This window comes from Citrobacter koseri ATCC BAA-895 (genome assembly GCF_000018045.1).
GTDB classification, from domain to species: Bacteria; Pseudomonadota; Gammaproteobacteria; order Enterobacterales; family Enterobacteriaceae; genus Citrobacter_B; species Citrobacter_B koseri.
On record NC_009792.1, the window covers coordinates 3,511,585 to 3,533,588 of the forward strand.

The following is a 22,004-nucleotide window of genomic DNA, read 5'->3' on the forward strand; positions in this document are numbered from 1 at the left end:
ATGGGAAAACTGATCTGGCTGATGGGGCCGTCCGGCTCCGGTAAGGACAGTTTGCTGGCGGCGCTCCGCCAGCGGGAACATACGCAGTTGCTGGTTGCGCACCGCTATATCACGCGTGCGGCTAACGCGGGCAACGAGAACCATATTGCGCTGAGCGAGCAGGAGTTTTTCACTCGGGCAGGGCAAAATTTACTGGCGCTGAGCTGGCACGCTAATGGCCTGTACTATGGCGTTGGCGTAGAGATCGATCTGTGGCTGCACGCCGGTTTTGACGTGGTGGTTAACGGCTCACGCGCCCATCTGCCGCAGGCGCAGGCCCGCTACGGCAAAGCGCTGCTGCCCATCTGTTTACAGGTCTCTCCCGATATTTTGCGCCAGCGTCTACAGGCGCGCGGGCGTGAAAGCGAAACCGAGATTGCCGCTCGCCTGGCGCGTGCGGCCCGTTACGCCCCTTTTAACTGTCATATCCTCAATAATGACGGAAGTTTGCTACAGTCAGTCGATACCTTGTTAACGTTAATGGGCCGCCAGGAGAAAAGCCATGCCTGTCTGTGAACTACGCCGGGCCACGCCGGACGATACCGACGCGGTGTATCAACTGATCTGCGAACTGAAACAAGCGGAGTTCGATCGCCAGGCCTTTCGCGCCGGGTTTGCCTCAAATTTGCAGGATCGCACGATACGCTACCAGCTGGCGCTGCGCGACGGGCAGGTTGTCGGGATGATCGGCCTGCATATGCAGTACCACCTGCATCACGCTAACTGGATCGGGGAGATCCAGGAACTGGTGGTGATGCCGCAGGCGCGAGGTCTGAAAGTCGGCAGCCGGTTGCTGGCATGGGCGGAAGAAGAAGCCCGCCAGGCCGGCGCGGAGATGACGGAGCTGTCCACCAGCGTGAAACGCCATGATGCGCACCGGTTTTATCTGCGTGAAGGGTATGCGCAAAGCCATTTTCGTTTTACCAAAGCGCTTTGAGGTGACTAATGAGCCTGACGATTACGCTAACAGGTACCGGCGGCGCACAGGGCGTGCCAGCATACGGCTGCGATTGTCTCGCCTGCCGTCGGGCACGCTTACAGGAGCAGTATCGCCGCCGCCCCTGTAGCGGCGTCGTCAAATTCAATGACGCGATAACGCTGCTTGATGCGGGCCTGCACGATCTTACCGATCGCTGGCCCGCCGGATCTTTTCAGCAGTTTCTGCTCACGCATTATCATATGGATCATGTTCAGGGGCTGTTCCCCCTGCGCTGGGGCGTGGGCGCCGCGATTCCGGTTTATGGTCCGCCGGATGAACAGGGCTGCGACGATCTGTTTAAACATCCCGGCATCCTTGATTTCAGCCATACCGTCGAACCGTTTGTGGTCTTCGATCTCCAGGGATTACAGGTAACGCCGCTGCCGCTTAACCATTCAAAACTGACGTTTGGCTATCTGCTGGAATCTGCGCACAGCCGCGTCGCGTGGCTGTCGGACACCGCAGCGCTGCCGGACAAGACAGTAAAATTTCTGCTGAATAACCAGCCGCAGACGATCGTCATCGACTGTAGTCACGCGCCACGCGCGGAAGCACCGCGTAATCACTGCGATGTAAACACGGTTATCGCACTCAATGAGGTGATTCACTGCCCACGGGTCATTCTCACCCACATCAGCCACTCGTTCGACGTATGGCTGATGGATAACTCCCTGCCGGGCGGTATTGAAGCCGGATATGACGGGATGGAGATTGTACTGGAGTAGCCTTACGCCGGATGGCGGCGCATTGCGCCTTATCCGGCCTACGATTGTCGCGCGGTTAACGATCGTACTCGTCTTCCATTCTGCGCTCTTCATCTTCCAGTTGACGACGTTCTTGATCGAGCTGGCGTTGGCGATCGTCCAACTGGCGACGCCGATCTTCAAACTGACGGCGTCTGTCATCATATTGTCTGCGGCGATCGTCGCTCATCTGGCGCTGCCACTCTTCATCACGGCGGTCATCCTCATAATCCCGCCCGTTGTCAGATTTATACGCGTCATTGATCGCCTGCTGAATATTACCGATGGTGTCATCAACAATATCGGCATGCGCAGGAAGCGTCGTCAGCGACAACAGGCCCAGAGCAATGAGCGTAGAATAGCGTTTCATAAAACCAGCCTCGCAGAGATCTTCCCCTCACGGTAGCGAATGGCCTGTTCGACGTGTAGCGGAGGAATCTCAAACCCGGTAAGGCGCGGTTGTTTCCATTAGCTGGTTTGCGCGCTGTTTGTCCTCTGCAACCAAAACAACGCCATGACATTTTTGATCCGGCGAGATGCTCCAGATACGCTCCTCAGGGATACAACCGCCATCATAAATTACCTTTGTACCGTCATATGGCCAGAATGCGCCCAGTTCCGTATCTAATACGAAAACCGCGATCTGATCGGACTCGCGAGCGATCTTCTGCCAGAGCATTTTTCCACCGTCATACTGTTCAAAATCACTGATCAAGGTGATGCCACACTTCAGGATCAGCGCTTCGTACAAGCGCGTGGCTAATCCCTTATCACGCTCAGCCGGATCAACACATACCCCTTCAGCCTGAAGAACATGTGTATCTTCCCAGCATCGTTCTACGGCAACGATATCTCTGCCTAAAGCGGATTTATACTGCAAATCAAGCGCAGCAATAACGCGATGGCGAGGCACGCCTTCAAACATCTCAACATCCGCTTCAATAATCGCTGCTCGCGGAGTCTGTCTATCATAAATAACATGCAAAACGCGCCCTGAAAGCGCAAATTCTTCCACGACATTAAAAGCGCGGGCAACGGTCATTGGGCTGTAAGTTGTCGGCATCACAATCATCTGTGAGTCACCTCTTGTCAGTACCGGCATAATTCCCTTTATATCCTAATCAGGCAGTATTTGCGCAGATTAGCATCACCGGTTTTGCCTTCGCTCTTGATGAATTCCTAAACTCTTCAGGGGTGTTGATTTTCTGATACTCGCTCGCAAATCAAATGAAAGAACATGAAAAATCTCATTTGCCCTGCTGTTCTATCGCCATAATCGCCTCCACGCGCTTTTGATGGCGCCCCCCTTCAAACCCCGCATCCAGCCAGGCATCCACGATCATTTTTGCCAGCTCCAGCCCAACAACCCGCGAGCCAAAAGCCAGCACGTTGGTATCATTATGCTGGCGCGAAAGCTGTGCCGAATAGGGTTCGCTGCAAACGACGGCGCGGACTCCGGCAAACTTGTTTGCCGTTATCGAAATCCCCACACCAGTGCCACACACCAGAATACCGCCATCAACCTCGCCAGAGACAACGGCTTGTGCCACCTCGCTGGCATAATGCGGGTAATCCGTGCGCTCCGGCGACCAGGTTCCCTTATCAATCACCGTAATACCGCGCTGGGTTAAGTGCGTCAAAATATCCTGTTTCAGGATAAAACCAACGTGATCACAGCCAAATGCTATCTTTTTCATACTCATTCTCGCCCCGGTCAAACTTTACGAATAAAAAATATTTGTGATTTAAATGAATTTAAAAGAACAATAAATCGACAGAAAGACGCTGTATGGGCCTGTTCTACACACCTCCGTTCGGCAAAGCAAGAGCGACAAATACCCGATCTTGATGCTTACACAGGCTGCGCCTGGACAAGCTAAAACTATAATTCATTGTTTTATATTGACTTATTTTCATTCCGTATTTTTATCAACGTTATTAAATTCACAAAATGACAAACTTTATAAATTTAACTATTTTGTGAAGTTGTCAGCATCTTTTCTGTTCCTGCTGTGGTGATATAGTGGCGTCTTCATTTCAAGGACAAGAGAACGTAATGAGTCAGTCAGAATTTGATTCAGGGCTTCCAAACGGCATCGGGCTTGCGCCTTACCTGCGCATGAAGCAGGAAGGCATGACGGAGAACGAGAGCCGTATCGTCGAGTGGTTACTCAAGCCGGGTAATCTCAGTAGCGCGCCAGCCATTAAAGATGTCGCAGAGGCGCTGGCGGTATCTGAAGCCATGATTGTTAAGGTATCGAAACTGCTGGGATTCAGCGGGTTTCGCAACTTACGCAGCGCGCTGGAAGACTATTTTTCTCAGTCTGAGCAGGTATTGCCTGCCGAACTGGCCTTTGATGAAGCGCCGCAGGATGTGGTGAATAAGGTATTCAACATTACCTTGCGCACCATTATGGAAGGTCAGTCAATCGTCAACGTGGATGAGATTCATCGCGCCGCACGCTTCTTTTATCAGGCGAAGCAGCGTGATTTGTATGGCGCTGGCGGGTCGAATGCCATCTGCGCGGACGTACAGCATAAGTTCTTACGCATCGGCGTGCGCTGCCAGACTTACCCGGACGCGCACATCATGATGATGTCCGCATCGCTATTAAAAGAAGGCGATGTCGTGTTGGTGGTGACCCATTCCGGGCGCACCAGTGATGTAAAAGCCGCAGTTGAACTGGCGAAAAAGAATGGTGCCAAAATTATCTGTATCACCCACAGCTACCATTCACCTATCGCCAAATTGGCTGACTATATTATTTGTTCGCCAGCACCAGAAACACCGTTATTAGGGCGTAATGCTTCCGCACGCATATTACAACTCACTCTACTGGATGCATTTTTTGTTTCCGTCGCCCAACTGAATATCGAACAGGCAACCATTAATATGCAAAAAACTGGCGCAATTGTTGATTTCTTTTCACCAGGCGCGCTGAAATAAAATGCTCGTTGCTCTCATTTTCGGGAGCAACACCCTACACTGAGAATACTGCTATGAATAAATATCTGAAATATTTCAGCGGTGCGGCTATGGGCTTAATGTTGTCCACCAGCGCATTTGCCGCCGCCGAATATGCCGTAGTATTAAAAACATTATCCAATCCATTCTGGGTGGATATGAAAAAAGGTATTGAAGATGAAGCAAAAACGCTGGGTGTCAGCGTCGATATTTTTGCCTCGCCTTCGGAAGGCGACTTTCAGTCTCAGTTGCAGCTATTCGAAGATCTCAGCAATAAAAATTACAAAGGTATCGCCTTTGCGCCATTATCCTCAGTAAACCTGGTGATGCCCGTCGCCCGCGCGTGGAAGAAAGGGATTTATCTGGTCAATCTCGATGAAAAAATCGATATGGATAACCTGAAAAAAGCGGGCGGTAACGTCGAAGGGTTTGTCACCACCGATAACGTCGCCGTGGGCGCCAAAGGCGCGGAGTTCATTATTGAAAAACTGGGCGCCGAGGGCGGTGAAGTCGCCATTATTGAAGGTAAAGCCGGTAACGCCTCCGGCGAGGCGCGCCGCAATGGCGCAACCGAGGCTTTCAAAAAGGCAAGCCAAATCAAGCTGGTCGCCAGCCAACCCGCAGACTGGGACCGAATCAAAGCGTTAGACGTTGCCACCAACGTGCTGCAACGCAACCCGAATATCAAAGCGATTTATTGCGCTAACGACACCATGGCGATGGGCGTCGCCCAGGCCGTGGCTAACGCCGGGAAAAGCGGAAAAGTGCTGGTAGTGGGTACAGACGGTATCCCGGAAGCCCGCAAAATGGTGGAGGCCGGACAGATGACGGCGACCATCGCTCAGAACCCTGCGGATATCGGCGCGACAGGGCTCAGGCTGATGGTTGATGCCGCGAAATCAGGCAACGTGATCCCGCTGGATAAAGCGCCGGAATTTAAGCTGGTCGATTCCATCCTGGTCGCAAAGTAAGTCCGTAAATCTGCCGGATGGCGACGCGAAAGCCTCTTATCCGGCCGACCCGAACGTAGGCCTGATAAGCGTAGCGCCATCAGGCAATGGCACTGATTTAGTCAATATTTTTCTTACACAAAATCATTCGAGATGCATCGAGGCGGCAACTGAGTAAATCCCCAGGAGCTTACATAAGTAAGTGACTGGGGTGAGCGAAGGCAGCCAACAAAGAGGCAGCTTGAAGGATGAAGTGTAAAAGAGGTTAATTATGGTCACGCCATATATCTCGATGGCGGGGATCGGCAAATCCTTTGGTCCGGTTCACGCATTAAAATCGGTTGATTTAACGGTTTATCCTTATGAAATACACGCATTATTAGGAGAAAATGGCGCCGGTAAATCAACGTTGATGAAGGTTCTGTCGGGAATACATGAACCGACCAAAGGCACCATTACGATTAATAACGTTAATTACGACAAGCTGGATCATAAATTAGCGGCACAACTCGGCATCGGCATTATTTATCAGGAACTCAGCGTGATTGATGAATTAACCGTGCTGGAGAATTTATATATTGGTCGCCATCTGACGAAAAAAGTCTGTGGCGTCAATATGATTGACTGGAAAGAGATGCGCGTACGGGCCGCCATGATGTTGCTGCGCGTCGGTTTAAAAGTCGATTTAGACGAAAAGGTGGCGAACTTATCCATCAGCCATAAGCAAATGCTGGAAATCGCCAAAACGCTGATGCTCAACGCCAAAGTGATCATCATGGACGAACCCACCTCCTCGCTCACCAATAAAGAGGTGGACTACCTGTTTCTGATCATGAACCAGCTACGCAAAGAGGGCACCGCCATCGTCTACATCTCGCATAAGCTGGCGGAAATTCGCCGCATCTGCGATCGCTATACGGTGATGAAAGACGGCAGCAGCGTTTGCAGCGGGATGGTGAGCGACGTCAGCAACGACGATATCGTCCGCCTGATGGTTGGCCGCGAACTGCAAAACCGCTTTAACGCCATGAAAGAGAGCACCGGCAACATCGAGCGCGATACGGTATTCGAGGTGAAAAACGTCACCAGCCGCGACAAGAAAAAGGTTCGCGATATCTCCTTTAGCGTCAGCCGGGGCGAAATTTTAGGCTTCGCCGGACTGGTCGGCTCCGGGCGCACCGAGCTGATGGATTGCCTGTTCGGCGTCGATAAACGCGCAAGTGGCGAGATCCGTCTGAACGGGAAAACCATCTCCCCGCGCTCACCATTAGACGCGGTGAAAAAAGGGATGGCTTACATCACCGAAAGCCGCCGGGATAACGGCTTCTTCCCCAATTTCTCTATCGCCCAGAACATGGCGATCGGCCGCAGCCTGAAAAGCGGCGGCTTTAAGGGGGCGATGGGCCTGTTCCACGAAGGCGACGAGCAGCGTACCGCCGAAGCGCAGCGCGAACTGCTGGCGCTGAAGTGTCATTCCGTTAACCAGAACATCACCGAACTCTCCGGCGGAAACCAGCAGAAGGTGCTGATTTCCAAATGGTTGTGCTGTAGCCCGGAGGTGATCATTTTCGACGAGCCGACCCGTGGTATCGACGTCGGTGCGAAAGCCGAAATTTATAAAGTGATGCGCCAGTTGGCGGACGACGGAAAAGTCATCCTGATGGTGTCATCGGAACTTCCTGAAATTATCGCCGTCTGCGACCGCATCGCCGTGTTCTGCGAAGGACGACTGACGCAAATCCTGACCAATCGCGATGACATGAGCGAAGAGGAGATTATGGCATGGGCATTACCACAAGAGTAAAAGGTGACGTGAACGGGAAGAAACCGTTCAACTTTGCGCTGTTCTGGGATAAATACGGCACCTTCTTCATCCTGGCGATTATCGTCGCCATCTTCGGTTCGCTGTCGTCAGAATATTTTCTGACCACCAACAACATCACCCAGATTTTTGTCCAGAGTTCGGTAACGGTGCTGATCGGCATGGGTGAATTCTTCGCCATCCTGGTCGCCGGTATCGACCTCTCCGTCGGGGCGATTCTGGCGCTGTCCGGGATGGTGACGGCCAAACTGATGCTGGCAGGCGTCGATCCGTTCTTTGCGGCGCTGATTGGCGGCGTGCTGGTCGGCGGTGCGCTGGGGGCGATTAACGGCTGCCTGGTGAACTGGACCGGCCTGCATCCGTTCATTATCACCCTTGGCACTAACGCGATTTTCCGTGGTATCACGCTGGTGATTTCTGACGCCAACTCGGTATACGGCTTCTCATTCGACTTCGTGAACTTCTTCGCCGCCAGCGTGTTAGGTGTCCCCGTGCCGGTCATCTTCTCGCTGATTGTCGCGGTGATCCTCTGGTTCCTCACTACCCGCATGCGGCTTGGGCGCAACATCTACGCGCTCGGCGGCAACAAAAACTCGGCGTTCTATTCCGGGATTGACGTGAAGTTTCACATCCTGGTGGTGTTTATCATCTCCGGCATTTGCGCGGGACTGGCGGGCGTGGTTTCTACTGCGCGACTCGGCGCCGCAGAACCCTTAGCCGGAATGGGTTTTGAAACCTACGCCATCGCCAGCGCCATCATTGGCGGCACCAGCTTCTTCGGCGGCAAGGGGCGCATCTTCTCGGTGGTGATTGGCGGCTTAATCATCGGCACCATCAACAACGGTCTGAATATTTTGCAGGTACAAACCTATTACCAGCTGGTGGTGATGGGCGGATTAATTATCGCGGCTGTCGCCCTTGACCGTCTTATCAGTAAGTAAGGAATGGATCATGAAAATCTCTCCCTCTTTAATGTGTATGGATCTGCTGAAGTTTAAAGAACAGATCGAATTTATCGACAGCCATGCAGACTATTTTCATATTGATATTATGGACGGCCACTTTGTGCCGAATCTGACGCTGTCCCCCTTCTTCGTCAGCCAGGTCAAGAAACTGGCGAGCAAACCTCTTGATTGTCATCTGATGGTGACGCGTCCGCAGGATTATATTGGCCAACTGGCGCGCGCCGGTGCGGATTTCATCACGCTGCACCCGGAAACCATCAACGGTCAGGCATTCCGTCTGATTGACGAAATCCGCCGCCACGGTATGAAAGTGGGCCTGATTCTCAACCCGGAAACACCGGTTGAGGCGATGAAATACTATATCCATAAGGCTGATAAAGTGACGGTGATGACCGTCGATCCCGGCTTTGCCGGGCAGCCGTTCATCCCGGAAATGCTGGATAAAATCGCCGAGCTGAAAGCCTGGCGCGAGCGTGAAGGGCTGCATTACGAAATTGAAGTGGATGGTTCCTGCAATCAGGCCACCTACAAAAAATTAATGGCGGCAGGCGCGGATGTCTTTATCGTCGGCACCTCCGGGCTGTTTAACCACGCGGAGAATATCGACGACGCATGGCAAGTGATGACGGCGCAGATCCTGACGGCGAAAAACGAGGTACTGCCTCATGCAAAAACAGCATAGCGTTGTGGCGGGTGTGGATATGGGGGCAACCCATATCCGTTTTTGCCTGCAAACGGCAACCGGTGAGACTCTGCACTGTGAGAAACAGCGTACGGCGGAGGTGATCGCGCCCGGCGTGGTGGCCGGTATTGCGCAGATGATTAGCGAACAGATCGCACGCTACGAGGCGCGCTGCCGTGGTCTGGTGATGGGATTTCCGGCGCTGGTCGGCAAAGACAACCGCACCATCATTTCGACACCCAATTTGCCGTTGCAACCTGAAGAAGTGCATGACCTCGCGGGAAAACTGGAGGATGCGCTGGGCTGCCCGGTCGCGTTTTCCCGCGACGTGAACTTACAGCTGTCGTATGACGTCGTGGAAAACCATCTCACACAGCAGCAGGTGCTGGCCGCCTACCTCGGCACGGGAATGGGCTTTGCAGTGTGGATGAATGGCGCGCCCTGGACCGGAGCGCATGGCGTGGCGGGCGAACTGGGGCACATTCCCCAGGGCGACATGACGCAGACCTGTGCCTGCGGCAATCCAGGTTGCCTCGAAACGGTCTGTTCCGGGCTGGCGCTGAAACGCTGGTACGAACAACAGCCACGGGATTTCGCGCTGGACGCACTGTTTATCCACGCCGGAGAAGCGCCATTCGTCCAGGCGCTGCTGGAAAGCGCCGCCCGCGCGATTGCCACCAGCATAAATCTGTTCGATCCCGATGCGGTGATTTTGGGCGGCGGCGTGATGGATATGCAGGCTTTCCCGCGCGAACAATTAATTACCCTGATCCAAAAATACCTGCGCCGACCGTTGCCGTATCAGGCCGTACGTTTTATTGCCGCCTCGTCCTCCGCGTTTAACGGCGCGCAGGGCGCAGCAACGCTGGCACGCTGCCGTTTTCTGTCGTCGCGGTGATATCGCGACGCTTATCAGGCCTGCACATGCGCCGCCCGCAGCGCCTGCGCGAGCTGCACCCGGGTAAATGGTTTACGCAGCAGCGCCACATCCGGCAGCGCGGGGTTATGCGCCGGGCGTAAATCCTGCCCGCTGATAAGCAGCAGCGTCAGGCGGGGATAATGCTTGCGGGCATGGTTGATCACCTCCACGCCGCTCAGACTGCCTGGCAGCATTAAGTCGCTGATAAGCACATCAATCTCGCCGGATGACGCCAGCATCTGCATCGCCTGCTCGCCGTTGGCGGCCTCCAGCGTCAGATACCCCAGCAGATGCAGTTGCTCGCACAACGTCTGACGAACATCCGCCTCATCTTCCAGTACCAGCACCAGTTTCTCGTCGCTGGCGGTACTTTGCACCGCAACCGGCTCCAGGTTTGCCACCGCAGGCGCGATGGCGCGGGGAAGCTGCAATCTGACCGTCGTCCCCTGCCCCGGCGCGCTCTCAATTTCGACACGGCCGCCTGACTGGCGCACAAAGCCGTAAACCATCGATAACCCAAGCCCGCTGCCGCTGCCAGTCTGTTTGGTGGTGAAGAACGGCTCGAACACCTGCGCTTTCACCTCCTGCGACATACCGCAACCGTGATCGATCACCTCCAGCGCCACCATATCCTGACGACGTCCGTCACTGCGCGTAACCCGCTGATTCCAGGTGCGGATTTTGATCGTCCCTGTTTGTCCTTCCATCGCATCGCGGGCGTTCATCACCAGGTTGATGATCGCGTTCTCCAGTTGACTGACGTCTATCCACGCGGCCCAGGCGGGCGACTGGGCTTCTATCTCCAGCGTCAGCGTGGCCGGTAGCGAGTGACGCATCAGTTCGCTCAGGTTTTCCAGCAGCGTTTTCAGTTCCACCGAGTGCGGGTGCAGCGACTGTTTACGGGAGAATGCCAGCAGGCGTTGCGTCAGCAGCGCCCCGCGCTCGGCGGCCTTCAGCGCGCGGGTAATGCGCGGCGCATCCGGCGAGTCGGGGCTGACCAGCTCCAGACTGCCGATAATCACCGCCAGCAGATTGTTAAAATCATGCGCCAGCCCGCCCGTCAGTTGCCCTACCGCTTTCAGTTTCTGGCTGTGCAGCAGCGCCTCTTCCAGCCCCTGACGCTCCGTTCGGTCGATCTCCATCTGGGAGGTCTTTTCTTTCAGCAGGCGGGAGGTGCGCTCCAGCGACGCCGTATTGCGGGCAAAAACGTTAAACGCGCGCGCCAGTTCCCCCAGCTCGTCCCGCCGCTGCAAGGCAGGGACGCTGACATCCGATTCGCCGTGCGCCAGCCGGGTCATGGCGCGCGAAATCGCCGTCAGGTTAGAACCGAGGTTGCGGTAGATATACCACCCGGCAAAACCGGTAATCACCACCGCCAGCAGGGCGAAGGTCATGATAAACAACGCGCCGGAGCGCAATTCCTGATGGCTTTGCGCCACCCGCTGTTCTGAGATGATCGCCACCTGCGCCGCATACTGATTGATGTCGCTGTTTAAAATCGCCACCAGCGCTTTGATGTGGAACATGTACCAGCTGATGGCCAGATCGCTTTGCTCCAGCGCCGCCGAGAGCGGTTCAAGTTTGCGTAACTCCTGGTTAAAGTCAGACAGAATCACGTTCACCAGCGGATCGGCATGTTGCTCAGGCAGAGCGCGCATCACGCCATCCAGCTGTTTAATGACGGCGCGCGGCGTCGGCGTTTCGATGGCGGCGCGAATCAGGCGATCCATTTGACTGAACAACGCCGCATCCTGCGCCGCATCAAGCTGTTGCAGATGCCGCAGGTAACTCTGATTCTGATACAGCGAACTCAGCAGCGTATTACGTTCCAGATGCCGCCGCTGCCCGCGCTGCAACATGCCCGCCACGCTGGTCTGCAACTCGTTGCTGCGTTGAATAATGCGGGCCACCAGCCCCGGTTCCTGCTGCGCCAGCGGGGCGGTCGCCAGCTGTTCGAGTGAATGCCTGAGCGCCCGCTGAGTCTCCTGCAACCGCTCCGCTTCGCCCTTGTACTCCAGCGCGCCGACCACCTGCGACAGCCGCACCGCCGCCGTCGCCACGTTCGCCGTATCGCGCGCCAGGTTCATACTGCCGGTCATGTCATCGACGGTTTGCTGCTGCACCTGCTCCTGTATTTGACTCGCATGCTGAAAACCCAGCACCGCCACGCCGCTCACCATCAGCGTCACCGCCACTACCAGCAGATTAAAAAACAGCAGTCGCCCGCGCGCACTGGCGAAAAAGTGACGTCTGTGCTGCGGCATATCACGCTCCATGAAGAAAAATCGCAATATGACAAATATGAACGGCTTCTGACATTTTGCATTTACTTTCCTGTGATGGAGTGCTGATATCGCTAACCCCGCAGGAGATCCGCCATGAGCAGGACACCGGTTCTGGAGATGCGCAATATTGCCAAAGCGTTTGGCAAATTTTACGCGCTGAAAGGGGTCGATCTGACGGTATACCCCGGTGAAATCCACGCGCTGATGGGCGAAAACGGCGCCGGTAAAAGCACCCTGATGAAGATTCTCGCCGGTGCATATACCGCCACCAGCGGCGAGATTCTGATCGACGGTCAGCCCTTTCATATTCGTGGGCCGAAAGATGCCCTGAGCGCAGGCATTACTCTGATTTATCAGGAGATGCAGCTTGCGCCTAACCTTACCGTCGCCGAAAATATTTTCCTCGGCAGCGAACTGTCGCGCGGCGGCATCGTGCAGCGTAAAGAGATGGTGTTGCAGGCGCAAAAGGTCATCGACCGGCTCGGCGCGCAGTTTAAAGCCAGCGATCGGGTAATGCGGCTGACCATCGCCGAACAGCAGCAGGTGGAGATCGCCCGCGCCCTGCATCGCAACAGCCGTATTCTGGTGATGGATGAACCTACCGCCGCCCTCTCATCTCGTGAAACCCACCGTCTGTTTGAGCTGATCATGCGCCTTCGCGATGAAGGGATGGCGGTTATCTATATCAGCCACCGTATGGCGGAGGTGTATGAGCTGTCCGATCGCGTCAGCGTCCTGCGCGACGGACAGTACGTCGGCAGCCTCACCCGCGACAAACTCAACGCGTCCGAACTGGTGCGCATGATGGTCGGGCGTCCGTTAAGCGACCTGTTCAACAAAGAACGCGACATCCCGCTCGGTAAACCGCGCCTGAACGTTCATCACCTTACCGACGGCGGTAAAGTGCAGCCGTGCAGCCTGCTGGTACGTTCCGGCGAAATCGTCGGCCTGGCCGGGCTGGTCGGCGCCGGGCGTTCCGAACTGGCGCACCTGATTTTCGGCGTGCGTAAAGCCACCGGCGGGATGATCGAGGTGGATGGCGAGCCGGTGGTGATCCACTCCCCGCGTGAGGCCATTGAGCACGGTATTGGCTACCTCACCGAAAACCGCAAAGAACAAGGGTTGTTTTTAGAACTGGCGGCGGCGGAGAACATTACGATGGCGACGCTGGAGCGCGACGCCAACTGGGGGATGCTGAACCGTAAAAAAGCCCAAAGCATCTCCGATGACGCCATTCAGTTACTCAACATTCGCGTGCCGCATGCCCAGGTTCGCGCCGGAGGTTTGTCCGGCGGCAACCAGCAAAAGCTCCTGATCTCACGCTGGGTCGCCATCGGCCCGCGCATTCTGATTCTGGACGAACCGACGCGCGGCGTGGATGTCGGCGCGAAAAGCGAGATCTATCGCATCATGAACGAAATGGCGCGTAAGGGCGTGGCGATCCTGATGATCTCCAGTGAATTGCCGGAAATCGTCGGCATGAGCGATCGCGTCTACGTCATGCATGAAGGCAGCATTGCCGGGGAATTGCACAGCCAGGACATCACACAGGAAAACATCATGCGGCTGGCGACCGGCGTAAACGACTCCCACCTTGAGGCGGTGAAATCATGAATAACCCAACCACTCCCCAGCAGGTGGCGAAGTCCGCCTCCGCAAAAAAGATGTTGATGAGCGATCTGATGCAAACGGTCGGTATTTTACCGATTTTAGTGCTGATCGTGGCGGTATTTGGCTTTATCGCACCTAACTTTTTCACTGAAAGCAACCTGCTGAACATCACCCGCCAGGCGTCGATCAACATCGTGCTGGCGGCGGGGATGACGTTCATCATTCTGACCGGCGGCATCGACCTCTCCGTGGGGTCGATTCTCGGCACCACCGCCGTGGCGGCGATGGTGGTCTCTCTGATACCGGAGTTCGCCATGCTGTCGATTCCGGCGGCGCTGATGCTCGGCCTGGGGCTGGGGCTGATTAACGGCGCGCTGGTGGCCTTCGCCGGGCTGCCGCCCTTTATTGTCACGCTCGGCACCTATACGGCGCTGCGCGGCGCGGCCTACCTGCTGGCGGACGGTACCACGGTGATCAACTCCAATATCAGCTTCGAGTGGATTGGCAATAACTATCTTGGCCCGATTCCGTGGCTGGTGGTTATCGCCCTCGCGGTGATCGTACTGTGCTGGTTCATTCTGCGCCGCACCACGCTGGGCGTACATATTTATGCCGTGGGCGGCAACATGCAGGCGGCGCGTTTAACCGGCATCAAAGTGTGGCTGGTGCTGCTGTTTGTGTACGGCATGAGCGGCCTGCTGTCGGGGCTGGGCGGAGTAATGAGCGCCTCGCGTCTCTACAGCGCCAACGGCAACTTAGGCATGGGGTATGAGCTGGACGCCATCGCGGCGGTGATCCTCGGCGGCACCAGTTTTGTCGGCGGGATCGGCACGATCACCGGCACGCTGGTAGGCGCGCTGATCATCGCCACCCTGAATAACGGCATGACGCTGATGGGCGTCTCTTACTTCTGGCAACTGGTGATCAAAGGGGCGGTGATCATCATAGCGGTGCTGATCGACAAATACCGTACCCGACACAATCAAAGTGCATAGACAAACTTGCCGGATGGCGGCGCAGGCCTACCCGTTCGCAGGCCGGATAAGCGCAGCGCCATCAGGCTTATAACAACAATACCCTACGTGAGGAAAAGAGTATGCGTTTGAAACCATTAGTGACCGCGCTCTGTGCTGGCGCGTTACTGGCCGCATCGCCGTTTGTACAGGCCAAAGAACTGAAATCCATCGGCGTGACGGTGGGCGATCTTGCCAACCCGTTCTTCGTGCAGATAACAAAAGGAGCGGAGCTGGAAGCGCGCAAACTGGCCGGTGATGGCGTAAAAGTGACGCTGGTCTCCAGCGGCTACGATCTGGGTCAGCAGGTTTCGCAGATCGACAACTTTATTGCCGCGAAGGTGGATATGATCATCCTTAACGCCGCAGATTCAAAAGGGATCGGCCCGGCGGTGAAACGGGCGAAAGATGCCGGGATCGTGGTGGTCGCGGTTGACGTGGCTGCCGAAGGCGCAGACGCCACCATCACCTCTGATAACACCCAGGCGGGCGAAATGGCCTGTAAATACATTACCGATCGTCTGAAAGGCAAAGGCAATGTGGTGATCATCAACGGGCCGCCGGTTTCCGCCGTGCAGAACCGTGTCGAGGGCTGCCAGACCGAGTTCAAACGCCACCCGGATATCAAGGTGCTCTCCTGGAACCAGAACGCCAAAGGCAGTCGCGAAGGCGGGCTGGAAGTGATGACCGCCCTGCTGGCTGCGAATCCGAAGATCGACGGCGTATTTGCGATCAACGATCCGACGGCGATCGGCGCCGATCTGGCGGCGAAGCAGGCACAGCGCAATGAGTTCTTTATCGTCGGTGTGGATGGTTCGCCCGATGGCGAAGAGGCGCTGAAGCGTGAAAATTCCCTGTTTGTGGCGACCCCCGCACAAGATCCGCAGGTGATGGCGGCAAAAGCGGTGGAGATCGGCTATGACATTCTACAGGGCAAACCGGCGCCTGGTGAACCTGTACTGATTCCGGTGACGATGATCGATAAAAACAACATCGGCAGCTACAAGGGCTGGACGGTGAAATAACGGAAAGCGGCCTCTGCGTAGGCCCGATAAGCGCAGCGCCATCAGGCAGTAAACTCATGCCGGATGGCGGCAAAAATGCCTTATCCGGCCTACAAGGCTACATCACAATAAGGAGAATTCTTTCAATGAAACGCTCCGAAATAAACGAGATTCTCGGCCACACGCGGCAATTCTTTTCCATGCATGACGTCCACCTGCCGCCTTTCGCCAGCTTTGCCCCATCGCAATGGCGTCAGCTTGATGCCGCCTGGAGCGAAGTATTCGATCTCAGGCTCGGCTGGGATGTTACCGCGTTCGGCGGGACGGATTTTGCCGCTCAGGGACTGACGCTGTTTACCCTGCGCAACGGCTCGCCCAAAGGCATGCCTTATGAGAAATGCTATGCGGAAAAAATCATGCATGTGCGCGACGCGCAGGTTACGCCGATGCATTTCCACTGGCGCAAACGTGAAGACATTATCAATCGCGGCGGCGGTAATTTAATCGTTGAGCTGTGGAACGCCGACTCCCGGGACCAGACCGACAATACCGACGTCACCATTGTGATAGACGGCTGTCGACAGACCCATGCGGCAGGCAGCCAGCTGCGCCTTTCGCCAGGAGAAAGCATTTGCCTGACGCCGGGCCTGTATCACAGCTTCTGGGCGGAAAAAGGGTTTGGCGACGTGCTGGTCGGCGAAGTTTCTTCCGTCAATGACGATGACCATGACAACCATTTTCTCCAGCCGATCGCCCGCTATAACGACATTGAAGAAGATGAACCGGCGCAACTGGTGTTGTGTAACGAGTACCGCCTGTTCTGCTGAACAAGGAGCACATTATGCCGTTGATTTCTCTTGCCGATGGACTCGACCATGCCCGCAAGCATCGCTATGCGCTGGGGGCGTTTAACGTTCTGGATTCCCACTTTTTACGCGCGCTGTTCGCCGCCGCCAGGCAGGAACGCTCGCCGTTTATCATTAACATTGCCGAAGTCCATTTTAAGTATGTTTCGCTGGACTCGCTGGTCGAAGCGGTAAAATTCGAAGCCGCCCGACACGATATTCCGGTGGTGCTTAACCTCGACCACGGGCTGCATTTTGAATCCGTGGTGCGGGCGTTACGTCTGGGCTTCAGCTCGGTAATGTTTGATGGTTCCACGCTGGAGTATGAGGAAAACATCCGCCAGACCCGGGAAGTGGTGAAGATGTGCCACGCCGTTGGCGTGTCGGTAGAGGCGGAACTTGGCGCGGTTGGCGGCGATGAGGGCGGCGCGCTGTATGGTCATGCCGACGAATCGCTGTTTACCGATCCGCAACTGGCGCGCGATTTTGTTGACCGCACCGGTATTGATGCCCTGGCCGTCGCCATCGGCAACGCTCACGGCAAATATAAAGGCGAGCCCAAACTCGATTTCCCGCGTCTGGACGCCATTCGCCAGCAAACGGCGCTGCCGCTGGTACTGCACGGCGGTTCCGGCATCAGCGATGAGGATTTTCGTCGCGCCATTACGCTGGGCATTCACAAAATCAATTTCTACACCGGTATGTCGCAGGCTGCGCTGGCGGCGGTGGAATCACGGATGACTAACCGCCAGCCGCTGTATGATGAGTTCGCCGAACTGCTGCTGGGCATTGAAGAAGCGATCACCGATACGGTATCGGAACAGATGCGCATTTTTGGCAGCGCGGGGCAGATCTGATGGAACGTAAAGGCATTATCGCGGCGGGCAATATGCTGGTCGACCATGTGCACCAAATCGTACAGTGGCCGGAGCGCGGCTGGCTGGCGGAAATCACCCATAGCGAACGTTCGACGGGCGGCGCGCCGCTTAATGTCCTGCTGACGCTGGCAAAGATGCACACCGGGCTGCCGTTACAGGCTGTGGGATTAATCGGCCAGGACGCCGACGGAGACTACATTATGGCGATGCTGGAGCAGTATCACGTCAATCGCCAGCATGTCCAGCGCACCACGTTTGCCCCCACGTCGATGTCGCAGGTGATGACCGATCCCAGCGGGCAGCGCACCTTTTTCCACTCCCCCGGCGCTAACCGTCTGTTGGATCTGCCTGCGTTCGATGAGCTTGATGCCTCGATGAAGATTTTCCACCTAGGCTATCTGCTGCTGCTCGACAGTCTGGATATGCCGGATGATGACTACGGCACCCGCAGCGCACGGCTGATGGCGCAGATGCATGAGGAGGGCTTTGAGACTTCGCTGGATCTGGTGTCCCGCAAAGGCGATCCGCGCTATCAGCCGCTGGTTTTGCCCGCGCTACGCCATCTGGATTATCTGGTGATCAACGAGCTGGAGGCCGGGGAGTTCAGCGGCCTGGAGATCCGCCAGCCCAACGGCGAACCGCATATTCCGCACATCGCCGCAGCCGCCCGCGAATTGCTGGATGCAGGCGTCCGCCAGAGGGTGGTGATTCATTGCCCGGAAGGCGCCTGGGGCGAAACGCCGGATCAGCCTGGCGTCTGGATACCGTCGCAAAAGCTGGAGCAGAGGGAGATTGTCGGTAGCGTTGGCGCGGGAGATGCGTTCTGCGCCGGTTTTTTGTATGGCTGCCACGAAGTATGGCCGCTGGCCGAGAGCATTAAGCTGGCGCACGCCTGCGCGCGGGTCAGCCTGCTGTGCGCCAATGCGATTGATGGCGCGAAAACGCTTGAGGAGTTGCGAACGCTTTTGTAGCCAGTTAGCCTGATGGCGCTACGCTTATCAGGCCTACAGTAGGCCGGATAAGGCGTTTACGCCGCCATCCGGCAACTGCGCGCCTGATTACGCGGCTTTATCGTGGTGCTGCACATCGGCGGCAAAAACATACCCAAGGCCGCGCAGGGTTTTGATCAACGTCGGCTGATGCGGATTGATTTCAATTTTGCGGCGCAGACGCATAATCAACACGTCAATGGTGCGATCAAACACCTCAACGCTGTCGCTGTGCGTTAATTCCAGCAACTGCTCACGGCTGAGCACCCGACGGGCGTTTTGCGCCAGCGCCAGCAGCAAACTGTATTCCCCCTGGGTGAGATCCACCGCCTGCTGCTGCGGATTGTGCAACTGACAGCGCGCGGTATCCAGATGCCAGCCATTGAAAGAGAGGCCAGACGTCTGCACGCTTCCGCCTTCGGCGATCAGCACGCCAACCCGACGGAGTACGGCTTTCATCCGCGCCACCACCACGCGCGGGTTAAACGGTTTGCTGATGTAGTCATCAGCGCCCATCTCCAGCCCGACCACCACATCCGACTCGCTCCCCAGCCCCGTGAGCATCACCACCGGCAGCGTAGGCCTGATCTTCTGTACCTGCTGCAACACCATCAAACCGTTCGTGTCGGGCAGCATCATATCCAGCAACACCAGCGCAATCTCCGGCTGGGTTTCGACGCACGCCAGCGCAGCCTGCCCGGTATGGCAGACCGTCACCGCAAAAACGTGCTCGTTCAGGACATCCTGCAACAATGCGCAGACCGCCGCGTCATCATCCACGACCAGTATGGCTGGTTTCATCACCCTTCCCCATTTCACATCCCCTACAGATGAGTGTGATTGATTCTGCCCGGAGTGACAGATATTGCGCAGCAGGAGATGCAGGAAACATAACCCTGGTCACACTGCCGGGCCGTCACCGCTTTTCCTGTTCGTCACGTCAAAACTGACGACAGCCTGTTTTTCGTCAGGGTTTTGACCAAATTTTACCCGTAATATCAGGGAAAGACCCCAATAAAAACATGGCATAAAAGATGCATAATGAGGCCGACAGCGCGTATGCGCGATTTGATTAACTGGAGCGAGACCGATGAAAAAAGTCGTCACGGTTTGCCCGTATTGCGCATCAGGTTGCAAAATCAACCTGGTGGTCGATAACGGCAAAATCGTCCGGGCAGAGGCGGCGCAGGGGAAAACCAATCAGGGTACTCTGTGTCTGAAGGGCTACTATGGCTGGGATTTTATTAACGATACCCAGATCCTGACCCCGCGCCTGAAAACCCCTATGATCCGTCGCCAGCGTGGCGGCAAACTGGAATCCGTTTCCTGGGATGAAGCGCTGAACTACGTCGCCGATCGCCTGAGCGCCATCAAAGCGAAGTATGGCCCGGACGCCATCCAGACGACCGGTTCGTCTCGCGGCACAGGTAACGAAACCAACTATGTAATGCAAAAATTCGCGCGCGCCGTTATTGGTACCAATAACGTTGACTGCTGCGCTCGCGTCTGACACGGCCCATCGGTTGCAGGTCTGCACCAGTCGGTCGGTAACGGCGCAATGAGTAATGCGATTAACGAAATTGATAACACCGATTTAGTGTTTATCTTCGGCTACAACCCGGCGGATTCCCACCCTATCGTGGCGAATCATGTGATTAACGCTAAACGCAACGGCGCGAAAATTATCGTCTGCGATCCGCGAAAAATTGAAACCGCGCGCATTGCCGACATCCACATCGCGTTGAGAAACGGCTCGAATATCGCGCTGCTCAACGCTATGGGTCATGTCATTATTGAAGAAAATCTGTACGACCAGGCGTTCGTCGCCTCCCGTACTGAAGGCTTTGAAGAGTACCGTAAGATTGTCGAAGGCTACACGCCGGAATCCGTTGAGGATATCACCGGCGTGAGCGCGCACGATATTCGCAAAGCGGCGCGTATGTACGCCGAAGCGAAAAGCGCCGCAATCCTGTGGGGCATGGGCGTGACCCAATTCTATCAGGGCGTGGAAACCGTGCGTTCGCTGACCAGTCTCGCCATGCTGACCGGCAACCTCGGTAAGCCAAGCGTGGGCGTGAACCCGGTTCGCGGCCAGAACAACGTTCAGGGCGCATGTGACATGGGCGCGCTGCCGGATACCTATCCGGGCTATCAGTACGTGAAAGACCCGGCTAACCGCGAAAAATTCGCCAAAGCCTGGGGCGTGGAAAGCCTGCCAGCGCATACCGGCTATCGCATCAGCGAACTGCCACACCGTGCTGCGCATGGCGAAGTTCGCGCGGCGTACATTATGGGTGAAGATCCGCTGCAAACCGATGCGGAACTCTCTGCGGTGCGCAAAGGGTTTGAAGACCTGGAACTGGTCATCGTGCAGGACATCTTTATGACCAAAACCGCGTCGGCGGCGGATGTTATTTTACCGTCTACGTCGTGGGGCGAGCATGAAGGGGTGTTTACCGCTGCTGACCGTGGTTTCCAGCGCTTCTTTAAAGCCGTTGAACCGAAGTGGGATCTGAAAACGGACTGGCAAATCATCAGTGAAATCGCCACCCGTATGGGCTACCCGATGCACTACAACAACACCCAGGAGATCTGGGATGAGTTGCGTCATCTGTGCCCGGATTTCTATGGGGCGACTTACGAGAAGATGGGCGAACTGGGCTTCATTCAGTGGCCTTGCCGCGACACGTCGGATGCCGATCAGGGGACGTCTTATCTCTTCAAAGAGAAGTTCGACACCCCGAACGGCCTGGCGCAGTTCTTCACCTGCGACTGGGTCGCGCCGATCGACAAACTCACCGAAGAGTACCCAATGGTGCTGTCTACGGTGCGTGAAGTCGGCCACTACTCGTGTCGCTCGATGACCGGGAACTGTGCCGCGCTGGCGGCGCTGGCGGATGAGCCAGGCTATGCGCAAATCAACACGGCCGACGCCGCGCGTCTGGGCATTGAAGATGAAGCGCTGGTCTGGGTTCATTCACGTAAAGGCAAAATTATCACCCGTGCGCAGGTCAGCGATCGTCCGAACAAAGGGGCGATTTACATGACCTACCAGTGGTGGATTGGCGCCTGTAACGAGCTGGTGACGGAGAACTTAAGCCCGATTACCAAAACGCCGGAGTACAAGTACTGCGCCGTGCGCGTCGAGCCGATCGCCGATCAGCGCGCCGCCGAGCAGTATGTGATTGATGAGTACAGCAAGCTGAAAACCCGTCTGCGCGAAAGCGCAATGGGGTAATCTGCCGGATGGCGGCATGAGAATGCCTTATCCGGCCTACGACCTGTTTCCACCGTCGGCCTGATAAGATGCGTGAG

General features: G+C 56.0%; 21 protein-coding genes. 16 read left to right on the plus strand and 5 right to left on the minus strand.

The window, feature by feature from the left end:
- Genes phnN through phnP form a run of 3 tightly spaced genes read left to right on the plus strand, consistent with a single transcriptional unit; the run spans position 1 to position 1,743 of the window.
- Complete coding sequence (gene phnN, locus CKO_RS16145; RefSeq protein ID WP_012134548.1) at positions 1 to 555, plus strand: ribose 1,5-bisphosphokinase; 555 nt, start codon at positions 1 to 3, stop codon at positions 553 to 555.
- A complete protein-coding gene (phnO, locus tag CKO_RS16150; protein WP_012134549.1) occupies positions 542 to 976 on the plus strand; it encodes an aminoalkylphosphonate N-acetyltransferase in 435 nt (144 codons plus the stop codon). The genes phnN and phnO overlap by 14 nt, the downstream gene beginning before the upstream one ends.
- An 8-nt stretch (positions 977 to 984) precedes the next feature.
- Entirely contained in the window at positions 985 to 1,743 is a 759-nt protein-coding gene (gene phnP / locus CKO_RS16155) for a phosphonate metabolism protein PhnP (RefSeq protein WP_024130819.1), read from the plus strand.
- Positions 1,744 to 1,798: 55 nt separating this feature from the next.
- Here the strand turns inward: phnP and yjdP are convergent, their stop codons facing one another.
- From yjdP to rpiB, 3 genes are all read right to left on the minus strand, one after another.
- Positions 1,799 to 2,131: a DDRRRQL repeat protein YjdP gene (gene yjdP, locus CKO_RS16160; protein WP_012134552.1), complete on the minus strand. Its 333-nt coding sequence runs from the start codon at positions 2,129 to 2,131 to the stop codon at positions 1,799 to 1,801.
- 69 nt (positions 2,132 to 2,200) lie between these two features.
- Positions 2,201 to 2,833, minus strand: a complete 633-nt coding sequence (locus CKO_RS16165) for an N-acetyltransferase (protein ID WP_048902409.1) — start codon at positions 2,831 to 2,833, stop codon at positions 2,201 to 2,203.
- 175 nt (positions 2,834 to 3,008) lie between these two features.
- The gene (gene rpiB, locus CKO_RS16170; RefSeq protein ID WP_024130821.1) at positions 3,009 to 3,458 is read right to left on the minus strand and encodes a bifunctional allose-6-phosphate isomerase/ribose-5-phosphate isomerase RpiB; all 450 of its coding nucleotides are present in this window, start codon (positions 3,456 to 3,458) and stop codon (positions 3,009 to 3,011) included.
- 359 nt (positions 3,459 to 3,817) lie between these two features.
- Between rpiB and CKO_RS16175 the strand changes: the two genes are divergently transcribed.
- The 6 genes from CKO_RS16175 (at position 3,818) to alsK (ending at position 10,043) form a co-directional block, all read left to right on the plus strand.
- On the plus strand, positions 3,818 to 4,708 hold the full coding sequence (locus CKO_RS16175) for a MurR/RpiR family transcriptional regulator (protein ID WP_012134556.1): 891 nt from the start codon (positions 3,818 to 3,820) through the stop codon (positions 4,706 to 4,708).
- A gap of 53 nt (positions 4,709 to 4,761) precedes the next feature.
- Positions 4,762 to 5,697, plus strand: coding sequence for a D-allose transporter substrate-binding protein (gene alsB, locus CKO_RS16180; RefSeq protein WP_012134557.1), 936 nt, complete (start codon positions 4,762 to 4,764; stop codon positions 5,695 to 5,697).
- A 250-nt stretch (positions 5,698 to 5,947) separates the two neighbouring features.
- The gene (gene alsA, locus CKO_RS16185) at positions 5,948 to 7,480 is read left to right on the plus strand and encodes a D-allose ABC transporter ATP-binding protein AlsA (protein ID WP_012134558.1); all 1,533 of its coding nucleotides are present in this window, start codon (positions 5,948 to 5,950) and stop codon (positions 7,478 to 7,480) included.
- Positions 7,459 to 8,439, plus strand: a complete 981-nt coding sequence (alsC, locus tag CKO_RS16190) for a D-allose ABC transporter permease (protein ID WP_012134559.1) — start codon at positions 7,459 to 7,461, stop codon at positions 8,437 to 8,439. The genes alsA and alsC overlap by 22 nt, the downstream gene beginning before the upstream one ends.
- A gap of 10 nt (positions 8,440 to 8,449) precedes the next feature.
- A complete protein-coding gene (alsE, locus tag CKO_RS16195; protein WP_024130822.1) occupies positions 8,450 to 9,145 on the plus strand; it encodes a D-allulose-6-phosphate 3-epimerase in 696 nt (231 codons plus the stop codon).
- Positions 9,129 to 10,043 (plus strand): allose kinase, encoded by a 915-nt coding sequence (alsK, locus tag CKO_RS16200; protein ID WP_012134561.1) that lies wholly within the window; start codon positions 9,129 to 9,131, stop codon positions 10,041 to 10,043. The genes alsE and alsK overlap by 17 nt, the downstream gene beginning before the upstream one ends.
- Before the next feature lie 14 nt (positions 10,044 to 10,057).
- Here alsK and CKO_RS16205 read toward each other — a convergent pair whose 3' ends face one another.
- On the minus strand, positions 10,058 to 12,328 hold the full coding sequence (locus CKO_RS16205; protein WP_024130823.1) for a hybrid sensor histidine kinase/response regulator: 2,271 nt from the start codon (positions 12,326 to 12,328) through the stop codon (positions 10,058 to 10,060).
- A 114-nt stretch (positions 12,329 to 12,442) separates the two neighbouring features.
- On the opposite strand from CKO_RS16205, the gene CKO_RS16210 reads away from it, so the two are divergent.
- From CKO_RS16210 to CKO_RS16235, 6 genes are all read left to right on the plus strand, one after another.
- Positions 12,443 to 13,963, plus strand: a complete 1,521-nt coding sequence (locus tag CKO_RS16210; protein WP_012134564.1) for a sugar ABC transporter ATP-binding protein — start codon at positions 12,443 to 12,445, stop codon at positions 13,961 to 13,963.
- A complete protein-coding gene (locus CKO_RS16215) occupies positions 13,960 to 14,955 on the plus strand; it encodes an ABC transporter permease subunit (protein WP_012134565.1) in 996 nt (331 codons plus the stop codon). The genes CKO_RS16210 and CKO_RS16215 overlap by 4 nt, the downstream gene beginning before the upstream one ends.
- Positions 14,956 to 15,056: 101 nt before the next feature.
- Positions 15,057 to 15,998, plus strand: coding sequence for an ABC transporter substrate-binding protein (locus CKO_RS16220; protein WP_012134567.1), 942 nt, complete (start codon positions 15,057 to 15,059; stop codon positions 15,996 to 15,998).
- A gap of 125 nt (positions 15,999 to 16,123) precedes the next feature.
- On the plus strand, positions 16,124 to 16,804 hold the full coding sequence (locus CKO_RS16225) for a D-lyxose/D-mannose isomerase (RefSeq protein WP_024130824.1): 681 nt from the start codon (positions 16,124 to 16,126) through the stop codon (positions 16,802 to 16,804).
- A gap of 14 nt (positions 16,805 to 16,818) precedes the next feature.
- The gene (locus CKO_RS16230; protein WP_012134569.1) at positions 16,819 to 17,679 is read left to right on the plus strand and encodes a ketose 1,6-bisphosphate aldolase; all 861 of its coding nucleotides are present in this window, start codon (positions 16,819 to 16,821) and stop codon (positions 17,677 to 17,679) included.
- Entirely contained in the window at positions 17,676 to 18,671 is a 996-nt protein-coding gene (locus tag CKO_RS16235; protein ID WP_096753815.1) for a carbohydrate kinase family protein, read from the plus strand. Before CKO_RS16230 ends, CKO_RS16235 begins: the two co-directional genes overlap by 4 nt.
- An 87-nt stretch (positions 18,672 to 18,758) precedes the next feature.
- Here CKO_RS16235 and CKO_RS16240 read toward each other — a convergent pair whose 3' ends face one another.
- On the minus strand, positions 18,759 to 19,490 hold the full coding sequence (locus CKO_RS16240) for a response regulator transcription factor (protein ID WP_012134571.1): 732 nt from the start codon (positions 19,488 to 19,490) through the stop codon (positions 18,759 to 18,761).
- Between the two features lie 289 nt (positions 19,491 to 19,779).
- On the opposite strand from CKO_RS16240, the gene fdhF reads away from it, so the two are divergent.
- A complete protein-coding gene (gene fdhF, locus CKO_RS16250) occupies positions 19,780 to 21,927 on the plus strand; it encodes a formate dehydrogenase subunit alpha (RefSeq protein ID WP_077956844.1) in 2,148 nt (715 codons plus the stop codon).
- Positions 21,928 to 22,004 lie beyond the last annotated feature (77 nt).